The sequence below is a fragment of the Leisingera aquimarina DSM 24565 genome, from assembly GCF_000473165.1.
GTDB classification, from domain to species: Bacteria; Pseudomonadota; Alphaproteobacteria; order Rhodobacterales; family Rhodobacteraceae; genus Leisingera; species Leisingera aquimarina.
On record NZ_KI421504.1, the window covers coordinates 2,635,334 to 2,653,465 of the forward strand.

Here is an 18,132-nt window from a genome sequence, read left to right on the forward strand (position 1 = left end):
CGCGCGCGAAACATTTGGTCAAAGATGTTGCCGTAAAATTTTGGAATTTATCAGGAAATTTGAATTGCAGGTTAAGGTGGCGGCCGCTGCCTTGAACTTTTGATTACTTGCGCCGAGGACGCGCGGGATTGCCGGTTACGGTTTCACCAGCCGCGACGTCCCTGGTCACAACCGCGCCGGCTCCGACGATGGCGCCATCACCGATGGTAACTCCCGGCAAAAGGATCGCGCCGCCGCCGATCCAGACGTCGGTACCCAGGGTGACGGGGCGGGCGATCTCCAGCCCCTGGGCGCGCAACGCCCTGTCCATGTGGTGCTGGGCGCAGTAGATCTGCACATTCGGCCCCAGCATGGTGCCGTCGCCGATAGTGACGGCTGCGGTGTCCAGAATGGTGCAGCCGGCGTTCAAATAGACGTTGTGGCCGAGGGTGATGTTGATGCCATAAGCGCAATGAAACGGCGCTTCGATCAGGCAGTTTGCGCCGTGGCCGGCAAAGAGTTTTGCCAGGGCCGGGCTGAACTGGGCGGCGGGATCGAGCGGTGCGGTGTTGTGCTGATGCACCGCGGTGCGGGCCTGATACCGCAACGCCCCCAGTTCGCTGTCCTGGCAACAGTACCAGTCGCCAGCCAGCATTTTCTGCCGTTCGGTTTTGCTCATCGGGGCCTCCGTGAGAGAGTGAATGGCTGGCACGGGGGATTGTCAATGACCGGGGGAATCTCCCGCGCCCGCAGGTGCCTTGGCTGCGCCAACGCGCCTTTGTGCGGCCTTGGGCCGCGCGTTGCTGCGCAACGCTGAAAGTTTTTGCTGAGAAGCGCTTCAGGAGCAGGTTTGCCCTGAAGACGCCATTTCGAGTGTGTGACCGGCAAGCAGCGGCAGGCGGTTCAGCGCATCCGCAAGGCGCCATCGATGCGGATAACCTCGCCGTTGAGGTAGCCCATCTCGACGATGAAGCCTGCCAGACGTCCGTATTCGCCCGGGTCGCCCAGGCGGGCGGGGTTCGGCACGTCTGCCGCCAGCTGCTGCTGCACCTCTTCCGGCAGGCCGGCCAGCATAGGCGTCATGAAGATGCCGGGGGCGATGGTCATCACCCGGATGCCCGAGGACGCCAGATCGCGCGCCATCGGCAGGCACATGCCGGCCACGCCGCCCTTGGAAGCGGCATAGGCGGCCTGGCCCTTTTGGCCGTCAAAGGCCGCGATGGAGGCGGTGTTGATGATCACCCCGCGGGCGCCGTCTGCGTCGGGGGTGTTCTTGGCGATTTCCACTGCAGCGAGGCGGGCGACGTTGAAAGTGCCGACCAGGTTGATGTCGATGGTGCGCTTGTAGGCATCGAGCGGATGGGCGCCGTCCTTGCCGACGGTCTTGGCGCCAATGGCGATGCCGGCGCAATTCACGCAGGCCGTGATCTTGCCCATCTTTTCCACCGCATGGGCGATTGCAGCATTGACGGACTCTTCGCTGGTGACATCGGTTTGGGCAAAATGCCCGCCGATTTCCTGCGCGACCGAGGCGCCGCGGTCGGCGTCGCGGTCCAGGATGGTGACCTGGGCGCCTTGTTCGGCAAAGTAGCGGGCAGTGGCCTCGCCCAGGCCCGAGGCGGCGCCGGTGACAATGGCAGCGGTGTCTGCAAGTTTCATGAGCGGGGCTCCTCCCGGTTATCTGAACATTCGTTCATATAATGGAGGCGGCCTGCATCTGTCCAGCGGGACGGGACGTCGCGGGGCGGTCAGGCGCCCATCTGCCGCCGGTCCAGCAGTGTCAGGGGGCGTAAAAGACGGCCCAAAGGCGGCCAAAGGCCCCAGGTTCCACCCAGGCGGTGCGCCTTGGCGCCGGTGCCGAGTTTGAATCGGGCAAGCCCAGGCGCGCGCCCGGTATCGATTAAGCCAAAGTCGAGGCGGCAGATGCCCTTGGCGGCAAGCCAGCATGCGGCCTCCCACAGCAACAGGGGATGGGCGCTGAGCTGTTTGCCGCGCGCGGTGGTATGCGCGATGTGATAGGTGGCGCTGCTGCCATGGGTGAGGATCAGGATGGCGGCGACCGGGTCCTTGCCCTCGAACGCCTGGAACAGCTTGGCCTTGCCTTTGTTTTCGCGCGCATAGGCGAGGGTGAGGGGGAGGGGCCAGCTGCGGTAGCCGCGGGCGGTTTGCTGTTTGGCGTCGGCCGCAAACAGCCAGTGGCGCGGGTCGTGCGGCAAGTTCTGCCGGGTGAGGCGCAGGCCCTGGGATTTGCCGTGGTTCAGACGGTTGCGCCATTTCTGGTGCAGGGCTGTCCGGCGCTGTTCGGGGTCGCCGGTCAGATCCCAAAGCGCCGCATGCGCCGGGGTGACAAGCGGCACCGCACCAAGGCGGGCGAGCTGCGGCGCGGGTGTTTCCGGCGACAGGATCAGCGGGGTGCGGCCCAGCCCGCGCGCGCGCAAGGCTGCCATCAGGGGCGCGGTGTTTCTCAAATCCGCCCGGTTCACCATCGCCAGGCGCAGCCCGCCAGGCAGGCGGCGATGCAAAACCAGCAGGTTCTGTGCGTCTTCCAGCATCAGCGGGTCCTGCCCGCAGGCCATCAGCGCGCGGGCAAACTCCGGCGATTGCTGGAGGGCGCGGGGCTGGGGGCGGCTGGTGGCCGCTGCGGGGATATCGGGATCGGGGGCACTGTCGAACATGAGGCCATTAACGCGGTGGAAACCTAAATCATGGTTAACTTCCGGCATGAAGCAAACAAAACAGATCATGGGGCAGGCGGCAGCTGCCCCGCGGATGACCAAGGCAGCGGCGCTGCTGATTGCCATCGGGCTGTCGGTGCCGGTGTTTCTGGTGCTGACGCTGGTTGAAAAGGTGCTGTTATAGAGGCTGCCGGGAGGGCTCCCGCGCCCGCAGGCGCATTGGCTCGCCAATACGCCTTTGTGCGGCCCTGGGCGTGGCGCCGCGTTGCAGCGCAAGGAAGTTGGCTGAGAGGCGCTTAAGGGCAGGTTTGCCCTCAAGGCGCCTGTTTGAGTTTACCCTGGCCATCCCCGCCTCAAGGATAAACCGTGCTGCGCACGGCGGCTGCGCCGTCCTTGACCCGGCGCTGGCCTGTTCCGGCGTGTGCCTTGAAGGAAGCGCGACCGCGCCGCGCGGCTGCGCGGCGCCATGCCCAACCATGAAGGCCCATCTATGATGGGGCTGGAATGGGCGGGAGGGCTTGCTGCAAATAGAAAAGGGAGCGCGGCGGCTCCCCTGTATTGTGTCATTCCGGCCTGTTCAGCCTGCTCAGCCGTCCAGCCGGACCAGGGCGTGGCGCTTCTTGCCCGCGCTCAGCTTGATCGGCGAGGACAGCGCACCTGCGTCGATCATCAGGCCCGCATCAGTCAGCGGCTGGTCGTCGATCTTGGCGCCGTTCTCGGAAATCAGGCGCTTGGCGTCCTTGCCGGATTTGGCGAGACCGGATTTCACGATCAGCTGCACAATGGAAATGCCGTCGCCCAGATCCTCTGAGGACAGCGACAGGGTGGGGAGGTCGTCACCGATGCCGCCTTTCTCGAACACTTCGCGGGCGGTTGCTTCTGCTGCCGCTGCAGCCTCGGCGCCGTGGCAAAGGGTGGTGACCTCATTGGCCAGGATCACCTTTGCAGCGTTGACCTCGGACCCTGCCAGCGCGCCGAGGCGCTCGCACTCCTCCACTGGAAGTTCGGTGTAGAGTTTCAGGAACCGGCCCACGTCGGCGTCGGTAGTGTTGCGCCAGAACTGCCAGAACTCATAAGGGGAACGCATCTCGGGGTTGAGCCAGACCGCGCCGTCCTGCGACTTGCCCATCTTCTTGCCGTCCGAAGTGGTCAGCAGCGGCGAGGTGAGGCCATAGACCTCATGGTCGATGGTGCGGCGGGTGAGGTCGATACCGTTGACGATATTGCCCCATTGATCCGAGCCGCCCATCTGCAGGATGCAGCCGTAGCGGTTGTTCAGCTCCATGAAGTCATAGGCCTGCAGGATCATGTAGTTGAATTCGAGGAAGCTGAGCGACTGCTCGCGGTCAAGGCGTGATTTGACGCTTTCGAATGCCAGCATCCGGTTCACCGAGAAATGGCGGCCGATGTCGCGCAGGAATTCCAGGTAGTTCAAGCTGTCCAGCCATTCAGCGTTGTTCAGCATCAACGCCTTGTTCGGCGCGTCGCTGTCATAGTCGATGTAGGCGGAGAACACCTTCTTGATGCCCGCGATATTGTCGTCGATCTGCGCCTCGGTCAGCAGCGGGCGTTCATCGGCGCGGAAGGAGGGGTCGCCCACCTTGGTGGTGCCGCCACCCATCAGGGTGATCGGCTGATGGCCGGTTTTCTGGAACCAGCGCAGCATCATGATCTGGATGAGCGAGCCGACGTGCAGCGATTTCGCTGTTGCGTCAAAGCCGATATAGGCCGGGCGCACACCTTGCAGCAGAGCCTCGTCCAGGCCCTGATAATCGGTGCAGTCCGCGAGGAACCCGCGTTCCATCATGACTGCGACGAAATCCGATTTCGGTGTGTAGGTCATAACATGCCTCGGTCTATGATTTTGCACCATGCCCTATAAATCGCATTGGCGCCGGTTGGAACCTGTTTTCCCGGCAAAATATGCGCTGTAGTATTGTTGGCAACGGGCGGGACGGTCCGGATCCTTGGAAGGGGCAGGGCCATGAGCAAGGCCATAGCAAAAACGGGTGCGGTCAGAGCACTGGGCGCGATGAGCGGCACCTCGCTGGACGGGGTGGATGCGGCGGTGGTGGTGAGCGACGGCGCGCGCATTCACGAATTTGGCGAGAGCAGCTACCGCGAATACTCGGCGGAGGAACGCAGCATACTGCGCGCCGGCCTGGGCAAATGGACCGGGGTGGAGGTGGACGCCGCGGCAGAGGTCTGCGACGCGGCCCATGCGGCGGCGCTGGCGGAGTTCGGGGATGTGGAGATCATCGGTTTTCACGGTCAGACCCTGGCCCATGCGCCGCGGCGGCAAGGCACCCTGCAGGTGGGCGACGGCGCGGCCCTGGCCGAACGGTTGGGCAAGCCGGTGGTCTGGGATTTCCGCTCGGATGATGTGTCGATGGGCGGCGAGGGCGCACCGCTGGCGCCGTTCTTTCACTTTGCCTGTGCAAAATACATCGGCGCCGAAAGGCCGCTGTGCTTTCTGAACCTCGGCGGGGTCGGCAACCTCACCTATGTGGACCCGCGGTTTGAGCGGCCTGAGGAGCCCGGCGCGCTGCTGGCCTTCGACACTGGTCCGGCTAATGCGCCGGTCAATGATCTGGTGCAGGAGCGGCTGGGCATCCCTTGGGATGCGGATGGCAAGGTGGCGCGCTCCGGCACTGTGGAAGCCGGTGCGCTGGAGCTGTTTCTGGCAGAGCCATACTTTGCAAGAATGCCGCCTAAATCACTGGACCGGAATGATTTTGCCGAGATGGTGGGGCTGGTGAAGGAGTTGAGCGATGCCGACGCGGCAGCGACCTTAATCGCCATGTGTGCGGCCAGCGTGGCGCAAGGGATGGAGCATTGCCCGGAGCCGCCAGAAGCGGTTCTGGTCACAGGCGGCGGGCGGCATAATCCGGTGCTGATGGAGATGCTGCGGGTGTCGCTCGATTGTGCGGTGAAGCCGGTTGAGGACGCAGGCCTGGACGGCGACATGCTGGAGGCGCAGGCCTTTGCGCATCTAGCGGTGCGGGTTGCACGCGGGATGGCGACATCGGCACCCGGCACCACCGGTGTGCGGGCTTGCGTCGGCGGCGGTGTGGTTAGCGTTCCGGGGGCGTGAGATGGAGACTTGGGGGACAAGAAACTTGGAAGTTTCTTGTCAAATTTCTTTGAAGAAATTTGTGCGGCCTTTGTCGACCGGTCAGCGGGAGATCTGCCGGAGATAATCTGCTGAGAAATCCCGATACCCATCCGAAGTCGACTTCAGATGCGCCTGCGTGATCTCATGGAACACGGGCAGCTGGTGGAAGGGCACATTCGGAAAGGAATGATGCTCGGCATGATAGGGCATGTTCCAGGCCAGAAAACGCACCAGACGGTTGGTGAAGGTGGTGCGGGAGTTTTCCAGCATGTTGGCAACAGGCGGACAGAGCCCGTGTTCTGCCAAGAGATAGGCGCGCAGGAACGGCTGGCCGATCAGCAGCGGCACAAGCCACAGCCACAAAACCAGCGGTGACGCCAGCAGGCTCAGCAGCGCGGCGGCGTAGACCGCCAGCAGCACCCGCGCCTCCAGCCGCATGTGCGCGTGACGGCGTTCCGGCAGGTACGGGGCATCAATGGTGCCAAAGGCGTTGCGCCAGAGGGTCCCCGCCATGCCGCGCCAATAGCCCCAGCCGCTGAGGTATTTGAACCATTGCGGAACGGTCTCCGGGCGCGGCCCGTGTTCCAACTCGGGGTCGCTTTCGGGGTCATTGGTGAACTTGTGATGCGCCAGGTGGAAGTAGCGGAACCAGATAAAAGGCAGCGCCATGGCCAGGGCGCAGACATGGCCTGCGGCCTCGTTCAGCCACTTGCTGCGGAAAGGGGTCTGGTGGGTGCATTCGTGGCTGAGGGTAAACAGGAAAACCAACAGCACCCCCTGAGGCAGCATCAAGAACGGCCAGAAGGGCACTTGCAGCGCAATGCCTGTGGTGCATACAGCCATTGCGGCAAGGTACAGCGCAAGGTGCTGCAGCCCCGCAGCATCGGAACGGGTGGTCAGAGACGCTTTGGTCTCCGGTGGCAGCGACTTGATAAGGGCGGTGTGATCCATATGCGCAGACATATGGACAGTCTTGTCCAGTCTTTTGATTCGCCGCAAGAGGCGGGATCAACCACGCGGGATGTCAAAGCCAGGCGCAGCGAGTTCAAATCCTTCGAACTGAAAGCCGGGCGATACAGTGCAGCTCACCAATGTGTAGTCCCCGGTTGTGCGGGCGGCCTGCCAGTGACCTTCGGGCACGATCTGCTGCGGCGCGCCTTTGATCAGATCAGGGGTCAGCAAGTGGTCCTGCGCCGGGCCTTCCGCTGTTTCCGCCATCGACAGCACCAGCGGCGCACCGGCATGGAAAAGCCAAATCTCAGACGCATCGACCCGGTGCCAATGGCTGTTCTCGCCGCCCTTTAAAAGGAAGTAAATACAGGTGCCTGCGGGCCGGCCTTCATTCTCCGCCCGCCAGGTTTCCCGGTACCAGCCGCCCTCCGGGTGCTGCTGCAGGCCCAGGTGCTGGATGATCTGATCGGCGGTCATTGCGGCAAACTCCCTGTGGTTCTTGGCCTCTTTGGCGCTGGTAAATCTGTATCCGGCGCATATGTTTGGGCCATGACACTCACGATCCCCTTCGACAATACATATGCTGCCCTGCCTGGGCAGTTCTACTCCAAACTGGTGCCGCAATCGGTGAAGGCGCCCAGGCTGATTGCCTTCAACGAGGATCTGGCCCGGGTGATGGGCATAAGCCCGGGCGACGCGGCGGAGATGGCGGAGGTCTTCGGCGGCAACCTGGTGCCGGAGGGAGCTGATCCTCTGGCGCAGATCTACGCCGGGCACCAGTTCGGAACCTATAATCCGCAGCTTGGCGACGGGAGGGCGATCCTGTTGGGTGAGACTGTCGGAACGGACGGCAAACGGCGCGACATCCAGCTGAAGGGCTCGGGCCGCACGCCGTATTCCCGCGGCGGCGATGGCCGTGCCTGGCTGGGGTCGGTGCTGCGCGAATATGTGGTCAGCGAGGCGATGCATGCGCTTGGCATCCCCACCACCCGCGCATTGGCGGCGGTGGAGACCGGCGAGACCGTCTGGCGCGAAGGGGCTCTGCCCGGTGCGGTGCTGACACGGGTGGCCTCCAGCCATCTGCGGGTGGGGACGTTTCAGATCTTCGCGGCGCGCGGCGACAAACACAGCCTGCGGCAGCTGACGGGCTGCGCGATTGGTCGCCATTACCCGGAAGCGGATGGTGCCATGGGGCTGCTGCGTGCGGTGCGCGATGCGCAGGCCAAGCTGATTGCGGCCTGGATGGGCGTGGGATTTATCCATGGTGTGATGAACACCGACAATTCCGCAATCTCGGGCGAGACAATCGACTATGGCCCTTGCGCCTTCATGGATGTCTACCACCCGCATACGGTGTTTTCCTCGATCGACCGGGGGCGGCGCTATGCCTATGCCAATCAGCCTTCAATAGCGGTTTGGAACCTGGCACAGCTGGCGACCGCGCTGATCCAGCAGCTGGACGACCCGCAGGCAGGCGTCGAGGAGGCGACCGAAATCGTGCATTCGATGCCGCAATTGACCGAAGAGGCTTGGCTGACCCGGTTCCGAGCCAAGCTGGGGATCACTACGACGCAGGAAAATGACCTGGAGCTGGTCACTGGCCTGTTGGAGCGGATGGCGGAAAACCAGAGCGATTTCACCAACAGTTTCCGCGCGCTGGCTAAGGGCACGGCACGGGATCAGTTCACCGATCCGGCGGCTTTTGATACCTGGGCCGAAGGCTGGCAGGCGCGGCTGGCGGAGGAGCCGGACCCGCAGGCCGTGATGCGGGCTGCCAACCCGGCCTTCATCCCGCGCAACCACCGCATCGAAGAGATGATTGCCGCCGCCGTGGCAGGTGACTTTGCGCTGTTTCACCGGCTGAATACGGTTCTGACCAACCCTTTTGCGGACCAGCCGGAACACACGGATCTGCAACGCCCGCCCGCACCGGAAGAAGTGGTGCAGGCGACCTTCTGCGGGACCTGATCCGCTTCTTTCTGATTTCAAAAACCTCCAGGGGTGAATTGAGCCGCAGGCTCAAGAGGGGGCGGGCAGCCCCCCCCGGCCACGCCTGCGGCGGGATGACAGTTGTGTTTCAGATGCGTCCTGCGCCAAACTCAGGACAGGCCTGGAGAGACCGGATGCTCAATCGACCGCCGCAGGACACGCTGCGGGTTGCCACCTATAATATCCAGAAATGCATCGGCCTGGACCTGCGCCGCCGTCCTGAACGCACATTGCAGGTAATGGCAGGGCTGGGCGCGGATATCGTGGTGCTGCAGGAGGCCGACAAGCGCCTGCCGCCACGGCCTGCAGCGCTGCCGCATTTCCTTGTTGAGGAAACAGGATGGCTGGCGGCGGATCTGGGCGGGGCAGGGTCGCTTGGCTGGCACGGCAATGCGGTGCTTTTCAAAGATGGGGTGAAGCTTCTGGACAAGGGACATATCCCGCTGCCTGGGCTGGAGCCGCGAGGCGCGGTCTGGGTGCTGCTTGAAACGGCGCTGGGTCCGGTGCGGGTGATCGGGGCTCATCTTGGGCTGACCGGGCGGGCGCGGCGTGAACAGATGCATGCCCTGGCCCGTGCAGCACAACGCGAGGACAGTGCGGTGGTGCTGGCGGGGGATTTCAATGAGTGGTCGCGGGGGACTGTGCTGCAGCATATCGCCCCGGGGCTGACGTTTCTGCCGCCCAAGGCGAGTTTTCCTGCTCTGCGGCCTTTGGGAGCGCTGGACCGGATTGCACATTGCCGGCGATTGAAGGCGCTGGCGCATGGGGTGCATGGGGCGCGGCCGGCGCATATAGCGTCGGACCATTTGCCGGTCTGGGCGGATTTGCGGGTCGTGTGATGCGGCGGCGGGGGCGTGGCTCCCGCGCCTTACCGGATGAATTGCTTTGGGCAATTCTCTGTCTGGCTTGGGCCGGGCGCTGCTGCGCAGCGCGGGGGAGCTCCGCCCGTTCGAAACGGAAACTGTCGCCCGGACAGCTTCCGAAACGTTACTCACTGCTGAGAGGCGCCTAAGGGCGGGTTGTCCTTAAGCGCCGGTTTGCGTGTTTACTGGGCTGTTCCGCACTAAGGGTGAACAGCGCTGACGCCGTCCTTGGTCCAGGCAAGCACGGGCAGGATTAGCGCGCGCGCTGTTTCTGGCCGCCGCGCTGGCCGCCGCCGGCGCTTGCACCTTGGGGTTTGCCACCGCCACCGCCACCGCCGCGGCGGCGCTGGCCGCCGGGTTTGCCGCCGCCGAAGCCGCCGCCGCGGCGTCCGCCGGGACGGCCGCCGGGCTTGCCAGCCGCCGCGGGATCCGGCAGCGCTTCCCAGGCGCGGCCCGAAGCGACGGGGATGGTGATTTTCATCACTTTTTGGATCGCCTTCAGTTCGTCCATTTCATCGGGTGAGCAGAACGCGATGGCGGCGCCGTCCTTGCCCGCGCGCGCGGTGCGGCCGATGCGGTGCACATAAGCGTCCGGCACATTGGGCAGTTCGTAGTTGTAGACGTGTTTTACGTCAGGGATATCCAGGCCGCGGGCGGCCACATCGGTGGCGACCAGAACCTTGATGTCGCCCGATTTGAAAGCGGCAAGGGCGCGCTCGCGCTGGCCCTGGGATTTGTTGCCGTGGATGGCCGCGGCGGCAAAGCCTGCTTTGTCCAGCACCTTCATCAGCTTTTCCATACCGTGTTTGGTGCGGCCGAAGACCAGTGCGCGCTCGTCTTTATGGTCGGCCAGCAGCTCTTTCAGCAGGCTCAGCTTTTCCGCCTTGGCGATGAAATGCACCGACTGGGTGACCTTATCGGCGGCCTTGCCCGGAGGCGAAACCTCGATCCGGACCGGGCTTTGCAGGTAGGAGTTGGCGATCTCGTTCATCTGCTTGGGCATGGTGGCCGAGAACAGCATGGTCTGACGTTCGGTCGGCAGCAGGGCTGCGATCTTGCGCAGGGTGTGGATGAAGCCGAGGTCCAGCATCTGGTCGGCTTCGTCCAGCACCAGGAAGTCGCAGGAACCCAGATCCAGCGCGCCGCGGTCCAGGATGTCGATCAGACGGCCCGGGGTGGCGACCAGGATGTCGGTGCCCTTGGCAATGCGGGAGATCTGCGGGTTGATGGAGACGCCGCCGACCACCAGGCCGACTTTCATCGGGGTGTTTTCGGTGAGGCCTTTCAGGGTAGCTGCGATCTGGTTGGCCAGCTCGCGGGTCGGCGCCAGCACCAGGCCGCGCACGGTGTTGGCAGCGGGCTTGCGGCCGTATTGCATCATCTGTGCAATCAGCGGCACGCCAAATGCGGCGGTCTTCCCGGTGCCGGTTTGCGCCAGACCCAGCACGTCCTGGCCGTTGAGCGCATGCGGGATGGCGCGGGCCTGGATCGGGGTGGGGTCATTGAGGCCCAGGTCGTGGAGCCGGGCGAGGAGCTTTTCAGGAAGCCCCATGGTCGAAAATTCAGTCACGTATCGTCCTTTCACAGCCCTGCGTCAGCACGGGCCGGGTCCGCTGAGAACAGCGGTTTCTTGCGGGGCAGGGACCTCGGGCGCGCGCTGGCCGGATGCCAGGCCGCTGGCCTCTGCAATCCCCACGCGTGATTTTGGGAATGGCGGCATATCACTTGACCTCCGGCGTCTGGTTGCGCGTATGCGCCGCGGCCGGTCTTGGTCTCTGCTCACGCGGCAGGGAGGGATGCCTGGGTGCCAAATGACTGTGGATAAGCCGGTTGTCAACCATTGATGCCGGCGAAAAGCCTGTTTTCGGCGCAGACTGCATCCGCTAAAGAGGAAGACCAGAAAACCGCGAGGACCATCGATGCCAAAGCCGATTATCGCCCGTTGCGAAGCCAAGGGGCTGCGTATGACCGGCCAGCGCCGGGTGATTGCCCAGGTGCTGCAGGACAGCGGTGATCACCCGGATGTCGAAGAGTTGTATGCCCGCGCCAGCGCGAAGGATGCGGCGATCTCCATCGCCACCGTCTACCGCACGGTGAAACTGTTCGAGGAGGCAGGCATACTGGAACGGCTGGAGTTCGGCGACGGGCGTGCGCGTTACGAGGATGCTGAAAGGGATCACCACGACCATCTGATCGACATGAACACCGGTGAGGTGATTGAGTTCTGCGACCCGGAGATCGAGGAGCTGCAGGAACGGATCGCCCGCAAGCTGGGCTATGAACTGCGCGGCCATAAGCTGGAGCTGTACGGGGTGCCGCGCAAGGCGGAGTGAACCGCCGGTTTGCGTACGGCCGTTTTCCTGCGGGGAAAACGGCTAGGAAAACACGTGTTTTTCTGGCGGGAATTTTCGCAAAATTCCGGCTGCACCTGCGATTGGAGCAATACATTACATCACGGGAATTGATATGCATGCTCACGTCTTGTCATGAAACCGGGTCGGAAACGGAGTTGCCCGCGCCAGGGCACTGATGTTTTTTGCCCGGATGGCCCGGCGTGCCGCCGGACCGTAATACGGGACGCGCGCTTATGAACAACCTGCATGGCATTTTGCTGGTCATTGCCTCGATGGCCTTTTTCACCCTTGAAGACATGTTCATCAAGCGCCTGTCGGGCACCTTGCCGGTGGGGCAGATCCTGATTTTCCTGGGCCTGGGCAGCGGGCTGGTCTTTGCGGTGATGGCCAAGTTGCAGGGGCACAGGCTGCTTGCGGCGCGCGCCTGGCGGAAGAAGCCGGTGATGCGGGCTGCGTCCGAGGCGGTATCAGCCATGGGGTTTGCCTCGGCTTTGGCGCTGGTGGATATCTCGACTGTGGCCGCGGTGTTTCAGGCAACGCCCTTGGTGATCACCATGGGCGCGGCGCTGTTTCTGAAAGAGGATGTTGGCTGGCGCCGCTGGCTGGCGATCTGTCTGGGCTTTGCCGGGGTGCTGCTGATTATCCGGCCCGGACTGGACGGGTTTGAACCGGCGGCGCTGCTGGTGGTGGTGGCAGTGCTGGGGGTCGCGGCCCGCGATCTGATGACCCGCACAATGGATGCCGGAGTGCCTTCTACCGTGCTGAGCTTTCAAGCGTTCATGGCGGTCATCCCGGCGGGGGTATTGCTGCTGATCTTCACGCCGGGCGACGCGCAGGCACTGGAGGGCGGCGAGTGGATGATGATGGCCGGGGGTGTGCTGTTCGGGGTGCTGGGCTATTACGGTATCGTGACGGCGATGCGGGTTGGCGATGCTTCGGCGGTGACGCCGTTCCGCTATACACGGCTGCTGTTTTCGATCCTTGCAGGCGTCATTGTCTTCGGTGAGCGTCCTGATACCCTGACCCTGGCAGGGTCGGCGCTTATTATCGCTTCCGGTCTTTATACCTTTGTCCGGGAGCAGCGGCTGGCCCGGCGGGCGTGGCGCGCAGCGGCTGCTGCGGCCTGAGGTCTTAGGCCGCAGGCGCTGCGCGCAATCGTTCAATCCTGTTGGCGCAAACAAGGCAATGTTAGCCCTAAATCGCCGCTTTCATGCGTGTTAGCGATAACGAGCCCGGTTTACATTTCCGCCGCGGCTGGTATGACGCTGGCAACAGAACGCGCCGCTTTCAGGCCAAACCAAGGATGGACAGATGAGCACCATTATCGACATTCACGCCCGTGAGATCCTCGACAGCCGGGGCAACCCGACGGTTGAGGTCGACGTGATCCTGGAAGACGGCACCATGGGCCGAGCCGCCGTGCCCTCGGGTGCCTCGACCGGCGCCTATGAGGCGGTGGAAAAGCGCGACGGCGACAATTCCCGCTACATGGGCAAGGGCGTGCTGGAAGCGGTTGCCGCGGTGAACGGCGAGATCGCTGAAGAGCTGGTCGGCTTTGACGCCTGTGAGCAGGTTGCCGTGGATATGGCGATGATCGAGCTCGACGGCACCGAGAACAAGGGCCGCCTGGGCGCCAATGCGATCCTGGGCGTGTCGATGGCGGTGGCCAAGGCAGCTGCCGATTTCACCACCCAGCCGCTGTACCGCTATATCGGCGGCACCTCGGCGCGCGTCCTGCCGGTGCCGATGATGAACATCATCAACGGCGGCGAGCATGCCGACAACCCGATCGACATTCAGGAATTCATGATCATGCCGGTGGCCGCGGACAACATCCGCGACGCGGTGCGCATGGGCTCGGAGGTGTTCCACACCCTGAAGAAAGAGCTGTCGGCGGCAGGCCTGTCGACCGGGATCGGTGACGAAGGCGGCTTTGCCCCCAACATTGCCTCCACCCGCGAAGCGCTGGATTTTGTTCTGAAATCCATCGAAAAGGCGGGCTACAAGCCGGGCGAGGAAATCTACCTGGCGCTCGATTGTGCTGCGACCGAATATTACAAGGACGGCAAATACGTCCTGTCCGGCGAAGGCAAATCGCTGTCGTCGGAAGAGAACGTGGCCTATCTGGCGGCACTGGTGAACGACTACCCGATCATCTCGATCGAGGACGGCATGGGCGAAGATGACTGGGACGGCTGGAAAGCGCTGACCCAGGAGATCGGCGACAAGGTGCAGTTGGTGGGCGACGACCTGTTCGTGACCAACCCGGCCCGCCTTGCCGAGGGTATCGAGCGCGGCTGCGCCAACTCGATGCTGGTGAAGGTCAACCAGATCGGCACCCTGACCGAGACCCTGAAGGCGGTCGATATGGCGCATCGTGCGCGCTACACCAACGTGATGTCGCACCGCTCTGGCGAGACCGAGGATGCCACCATTGCCGACCTCGCGGTTGCCACCAACTGCGGCCAGATCAAAACCGGCTCACTGGCGCGCTCCGACCGGCTCGCCAAGTACAACCAGCTGATCCGGATCGAGGAAATGCTGGGTGAAGTGGCCGAATACGCAGGCCGTTCGATCCTGAAGCGCTGATCGCAGCCGCTTGACCATTGCACTGTGTCCCGGCAAGGCTGGGGCACAGCAGCCCCCGGCTCCGGAAAGGGCCGGGGGTTTTCTTTAAGGACGTTCGGGTCGCCTTATGAAAACACTTTCCTTTGCTGCGCCGGCCGTCGCTGCCGCAGCTTCAGCCTCTGCAGCTCCTGGCGCCGAAGAAACCTGCAAGGCACTTGCCGCCCGGATGCAGGGAGACGGGCCTGGAATGAATCTGTGCACCTGCACCTACAAGCTGGCCGATGACATCTTGGATGAAGACATCAAAACGCTGCTGTTCCTTTCCTGGACAGACGGCATCCACCGCCAGGCCGAAGCTGATGCCCTGACCCCCCGCGGACGGGCCAGCAAACAGGTCAAGAATCTGGAGCGGGCGGTCAGAAAGAAATGTTCGCCGTTTTGACATCCTTTGGGATAAGGCAGGGTTGCCAATTCTTCCCTGTCATGGGCAGTTTTTGACAGGGAACGCCTTCCGCAAGGTCATGGACGGGCGTTGACCTGCATCAATTCCCGGCCGTGCCGGAGCAGGCATTCTGCAGCTGAACTTTCAAAGCAGGAGCTTGTCATGACACCCGCGCGTTTTATCGTCCTTTCACTTGTATCCCTGCAGCTGCTGCTTGCAGCCTGTACCGCACCCGATACCTATCCTATCAGTGGCGAAGAATGCGGGCCGTCGGACCCGGTTCAGGATCTTGATGCCAGCGATTGCCTGACACCGCTTGTCTCCTGATCAGCAGATCCTGGCCTCTTTGCTTTCCTGACTGCAGCTTACCTTGCCTGCCTGAAGATGGCGGGAAACGTGCCTTTCTTTGCGTAAGTTTGCCGGGTTCCGCGAGCGCGGGTTTCTCTGACGCTGCGTGTACGGGCGGGAGCTGCTTGTGTGGCCCGGTTCACAGACGGTCCATCACGGACATGTTATCTCTGTCTTACGCGGTCCGGTTGTTACCGCGGGAGAGGAGAGACCACCATGTCATATCGAGGTTTACGGAGATTGGCAGTTCTTGTGGGTCTTTCAGTACTGCTAGGGTGCAGCGGGCCGGGATACTACCCGCTTGGCGGGGATGCCGCTGCACCGTCGGATCCGGTCAGAAGTATGAGTGCAACGGCCGGTTTCATGAACCATCCGGGAATTTAGGACCGGACGGCTGGCGCCCTGGCCGGGGGCAGAGCGTCAGAACAAAGGGGTGAGCGGCGGCACACATTAGTCCGTTTCGGTGCATGAGATTCCATCACCGCGCGAACTGGCACATTGATTTGCCTGGCTGTTTTGGATTGCCACCGTGCCCGCCGCAGCTCCTACTGCCATTTCGGCAGCGATAGAACAGGCTCTTTGGGGGGGGAGCGGGCCAAAGGGTGCGGCATGACGGCTGTGCCCTTTGGCTTACAATGCCTTCGTCATCAGCATGTAGGTTTCGCGCGGCTTGAACCGGGTGCGCAGATAGAGCCTCTGGGCGGTCTCGTTTTCGCGATCCACCTCCAGGTGCAGGGCGCGCAATCCTGCCGTGGCCAGGGTTTTCGGCAGTTCAGTCAGCACCTCGGTGGCGATGCCGCGGCTGCGCACGGCGGGGCGGATGTACAGTTCATCCACAAAGCCGTCCATGCCGCCGAATTCCACTGACCAGCCAAAGGTAATGACAATATAGCCGATCGGCGCGCGGGTCGGGCCGATCAGGTAGACGGCGCCGTAGGGGTGGCCGTTCAACAGCGGCTCAACCCCGGCGCGGCGGTGGTCCTCGGTTGTTTCCAGACCGGATTCTGCATGGAATGCGGCAACCAGAGACAGTACCCTGTCCAGGTGTTCGGGCTTGGCGAGGTGCAGGGCGGCGCTCATAGTCGGGCGAGCCTTTCGGTCAGGAGTTTAAAGAAACCGTCCGCGTCGGCATCGCCGATAAACAGGGCGTTGGGTTTGCGGTCTGTGACGCCCCACCAATCGGCGACGGTCATTCCAAGGGTGAGGTCCGAACCGGTTTCGATCTCGACGTTCACATGGCGGCCGGAGAACAGGCCGGGCTGCAGCAGCCAGGCGATGACGCAGGGATCATGCAGCGGGCCGCCTTCGGAGCCGTATTTTTCCACATCGAAACGTTCGAAGAAATCCAGCATGTCGGCGGTGAAGGTGCCCACGCGGGAATTCAGGGCGCGGATCGCCGCGGTGCGGGGTTTGGTGGCCAGAACCTTATGCGTCACGTCCAGCGGCATCACAGTGATCGGCGCGCCGGATCTGAACAGGATTTCAGCGGCTTCCGGGTCGACGTAGATGTTGAATTCAGCCGCCGGTGTGATGTTGCCAACCTCGAAATAGGCGCCGCCCATCATCACGACTTCCTGCACCCGTTCGATGATATCGGGGGCGGTGTTGAAGGCGGCGGCAATGTTCGTGAGCGGCCCCAATGTGCAGAGGGTGACAGTGCCCGCTGGTTCGCGGCGCAGGGTGTCGATGATGAAATCGACGCCGTGCCCTTCGGCCAGGGGCATGTCCGGCTCCCACAAATCAGGCCCGTCAAGGCCGGTTTGACCATGCACATGTTCGGCGGTGATCAAAGGCCGGCAAAGCGGCGCCTTGCTGCCCGCGTAGATCGGCACATGCGGGTGGCCGGCAGCTTCGCAGACAATCCGGGCGTTTTTACTGGTGAGCGGAAGAGGCACATTGCCTGCGACGCAAGTGATACCGAGCAGATCCAGGTCTTCGGGACTGGCCAGAGCCAGCAGGATGGCCACTGCATCATCCTGTCCCGGATCGGTGTCGATGATGATTTTTCTGGGGCTCATGGCGCACTCCGCTGGTGGTGAGCTGAGAGACTACGCGCAGTTTTGCCGGGATTGAACCGCTGCCGCACAGGTCTGCGCAAATTTCCGGGCATTTTCTGCGACGGATGTTTGCGGGTGCCGCGTTTGGTTCCTATGTTTGCTTGACGCAACGGCAATGCGGGCGGGATGGCCCGGCATCCGTGGTGGTATTTTGTCAGGCCCGGGTTCGGGCAGTATTGGTGCGCGGCGGTTTAGCGGCAAACGCAGATAATTGATTTCAATGGGGAGTTGATCAGATGGCCAAAGAGCCCAAAGTTGTTGGCGATATCCTGAAGGACAAGAAGATGACCGCGGCGTACATGGAGTACTGCAAGCGGCGCTATTGCCTGAATGAATTCATGTTCACCCAGAACAAGGGCAATCCGGAATCCCTGTGGACCCGCTATATGGACCAGAAGAAGGGCAAGGAACCGGTGAATATAACCTCCAAGACCTATAACGCTGCCAAGGTTCTGGCGGAGAAGGGCGACTTCAAGAGCGGTGACTGGAAGAAGATCATCGCGACCGGCAAGGATGAAGTGGTGAAGATGCTGAACAAGGACGTCATGGGCTTTACCGGCAGTGATGAGTACAAGAAATACGTCGCCGAGAACGGCATGGGGGATCCTAAAAAGGCGGCCAAGCTGCTGGGCATCAGCGACGTGAAGAAGCTGAAGGACGTGATGGTCAATATTGCCGTGAATGATAAGAAATCGGCGGAGAAGCTGTGGAAAGATCTGATGAAGAAGGAAAAGATCCTACAGGATTTCAAGACCATTATGGGAAATCTGAAAAAGGCCGGCCTGGCCTGA

Annotated in this window: 19 protein-coding genes; 10 read left to right on the forward strand and 9 right to left on the reverse strand. The window is 62.7% G+C overall.

Translation table 11 applies throughout. The annotated features are described in order from the left end of the window. Positions 1–103: 103 nt before the first annotated feature. From AQUI_RS0117135 to AQUI_RS0117145, 3 genes are all read right to left on the reverse strand, one after another. On the reverse strand, positions 104–658 hold the full coding sequence (locus tag AQUI_RS0117135) for a sugar O-acetyltransferase (RefSeq protein WP_027258603.1): 555 nt from the start codon (positions 656–658) through the stop codon (positions 104–106). A 224-nt stretch (positions 659–882) separates the two neighbouring features. Continuing rightward, a complete protein-coding gene (locus AQUI_RS0117140; protein WP_027258604.1) occupies positions 883–1,638 on the reverse strand; it encodes an SDR family NAD(P)-dependent oxidoreductase in 756 nt (251 codons plus the stop codon). A gap of 89 nt (positions 1,639–1,727) precedes the next feature. Further along, positions 1,728–2,654 carry a GNAT family N-acetyltransferase gene (locus AQUI_RS0117145; RefSeq protein WP_027258605.1) on the reverse strand — a complete coding sequence of 309 codons (927 nt, stop codon included), beginning with the start codon at positions 2,652–2,654 and terminating at the stop codon, positions 1,728–1,730. Between the two features lie 46 nt (positions 2,655–2,700). Between AQUI_RS0117145 and AQUI_RS31285 the strand changes: the two genes are divergently transcribed. Further along, positions 2,701–2,838, forward strand: a complete 138-nt coding sequence (locus tag AQUI_RS31285; protein ID WP_169730804.1) for a hypothetical protein — start codon at positions 2,701–2,703, stop codon at positions 2,836–2,838. 402 nt (positions 2,839–3,240) lie between these two features. Here the strand turns inward: AQUI_RS31285 and tyrS are convergent, their stop codons facing one another. Then, positions 3,241–4,497 (reverse strand): tyrosine--tRNA ligase, encoded by a 1,257-nt coding sequence (tyrS, locus tag AQUI_RS0117155; RefSeq protein ID WP_027258606.1) that lies wholly within the window; start codon positions 4,495–4,497, stop codon positions 3,241–3,243. A 141-nt stretch (positions 4,498–4,638) separates the two neighbouring features. On the opposite strand from tyrS, the gene AQUI_RS0117160 reads away from it, so the two are divergent. Then, complete coding sequence (locus tag AQUI_RS0117160; protein WP_027258607.1) at positions 4,639–5,748, forward strand: anhydro-N-acetylmuramic acid kinase; 1,110 nt, start codon at positions 4,639–4,641, stop codon at positions 5,746–5,748. An 81-nt stretch (positions 5,749–5,829) separates the two neighbouring features. Here AQUI_RS0117160 and AQUI_RS0117165 read toward each other — a convergent pair whose 3' ends face one another. Together AQUI_RS0117165 and AQUI_RS0117170 are read right to left on the reverse strand one after the other, a co-directional pair. Continuing rightward, on the reverse strand, positions 5,830–6,732 hold the full coding sequence (locus AQUI_RS0117165) for a fatty acid desaturase (protein ID WP_027258608.1): 903 nt from the start codon (positions 6,730–6,732) through the stop codon (positions 5,830–5,832). 45 nt (positions 6,733–6,777) lie between these two features. After that, the gene (locus tag AQUI_RS0117170; protein WP_027258609.1) at positions 6,778–7,197 is read right to left on the reverse strand and encodes a cupin domain-containing protein; all 420 of its coding nucleotides are present in this window, start codon (positions 7,195–7,197) and stop codon (positions 6,778–6,780) included. 72 nt (positions 7,198–7,269) lie between these two features. Here AQUI_RS0117170 and AQUI_RS0117175 point away from each other — a divergent pair, with 72 nt between their 5' ends. Both AQUI_RS0117175 and AQUI_RS0117180 read left to right on the forward strand, forming a co-directional pair. Further along, a complete protein-coding gene (locus AQUI_RS0117175) occupies positions 7,270–8,688 on the forward strand; it encodes a protein adenylyltransferase SelO (RefSeq protein WP_027258610.1) in 1,419 nt (472 codons plus the stop codon). Between the two features lie 155 nt (positions 8,689–8,843). Further along, complete coding sequence (locus AQUI_RS0117180; RefSeq protein WP_027258611.1) at positions 8,844–9,548, forward strand: endonuclease/exonuclease/phosphatase family protein; 705 nt, start codon at positions 8,844–8,846, stop codon at positions 9,546–9,548. Positions 9,549–9,825: 277 nt separating this feature from the next. On the opposite strand, the gene AQUI_RS0117185 is transcribed toward AQUI_RS0117180, so the two are convergent. Further along, complete coding sequence (locus tag AQUI_RS0117185; protein WP_035920056.1) at positions 9,826–11,142, reverse strand: DEAD/DEAH box helicase; 1,317 nt, start codon at positions 11,140–11,142, stop codon at positions 9,826–9,828. Positions 11,143–11,491: 349 nt separating this feature from the next. Here AQUI_RS0117185 and AQUI_RS0117190 point away from each other — a divergent pair, with 349 nt between their 5' ends. From AQUI_RS0117190 to AQUI_RS31290, 5 genes are all read left to right on the forward strand, one after another. Beyond that, complete coding sequence (locus AQUI_RS0117190; protein WP_027258613.1) at positions 11,492–11,905, forward strand: Fur family transcriptional regulator; 414 nt, start codon at positions 11,492–11,494, stop codon at positions 11,903–11,905. A gap of 254 nt (positions 11,906–12,159) precedes the next feature. Beyond that, complete coding sequence (locus AQUI_RS0117195) at positions 12,160–13,053, forward strand: DMT family transporter (RefSeq protein WP_027258614.1); 894 nt, start codon at positions 12,160–12,162, stop codon at positions 13,051–13,053. Between the two features lie 184 nt (positions 13,054–13,237). Continuing rightward, positions 13,238–14,515 carry a phosphopyruvate hydratase gene (gene eno, locus AQUI_RS0117200; RefSeq protein WP_027258615.1) on the forward strand — a complete coding sequence of 426 codons (1,278 nt, stop codon included), beginning with the start codon at positions 13,238–13,240 and terminating at the stop codon, positions 14,513–14,515. Positions 14,516–14,741: 226 nt separating this feature from the next. Continuing rightward, complete coding sequence (locus tag AQUI_RS31555) at positions 14,742–14,936, forward strand: hypothetical protein (protein WP_211236031.1); 195 nt, start codon at positions 14,742–14,744, stop codon at positions 14,934–14,936. Positions 14,937–15,098: 162 nt separating this feature from the next. Further along, on the forward strand, positions 15,099–15,263 hold the full coding sequence (locus AQUI_RS31290) for a hypothetical protein (RefSeq protein ID WP_169730805.1): 165 nt from the start codon (positions 15,099–15,101) through the stop codon (positions 15,261–15,263). 651 nt (positions 15,264–15,914) lie between these two features. Here the strand turns inward: AQUI_RS31290 and AQUI_RS0117215 are convergent. After that, positions 15,915–16,364: a GNAT family N-acetyltransferase gene (locus AQUI_RS0117215; protein ID WP_027258617.1), complete on the reverse strand. Its 450-nt coding sequence runs from the start codon at positions 16,362–16,364 to the stop codon at positions 15,915–15,917. Then, positions 16,361–17,302: a nucleoside hydrolase gene (locus AQUI_RS0117220; protein ID WP_027258618.1), complete on the reverse strand. Its 942-nt coding sequence runs from the start codon at positions 17,300–17,302 to the stop codon at positions 16,361–16,363. Before AQUI_RS0117220 ends, AQUI_RS0117215 begins: the two co-directional genes overlap by 4 nt. A gap of 275 nt (positions 17,303–17,577) precedes the next feature. Between AQUI_RS0117220 and AQUI_RS0117225 the strand changes: the two genes are divergently transcribed. Continuing rightward, positions 17,578–18,132 carry a hypothetical protein gene (locus tag AQUI_RS0117225; protein WP_027258619.1) on the forward strand — a complete coding sequence of 185 codons (555 nt, stop codon included), beginning with the start codon at positions 17,578–17,580 and terminating at the stop codon, positions 18,130–18,132.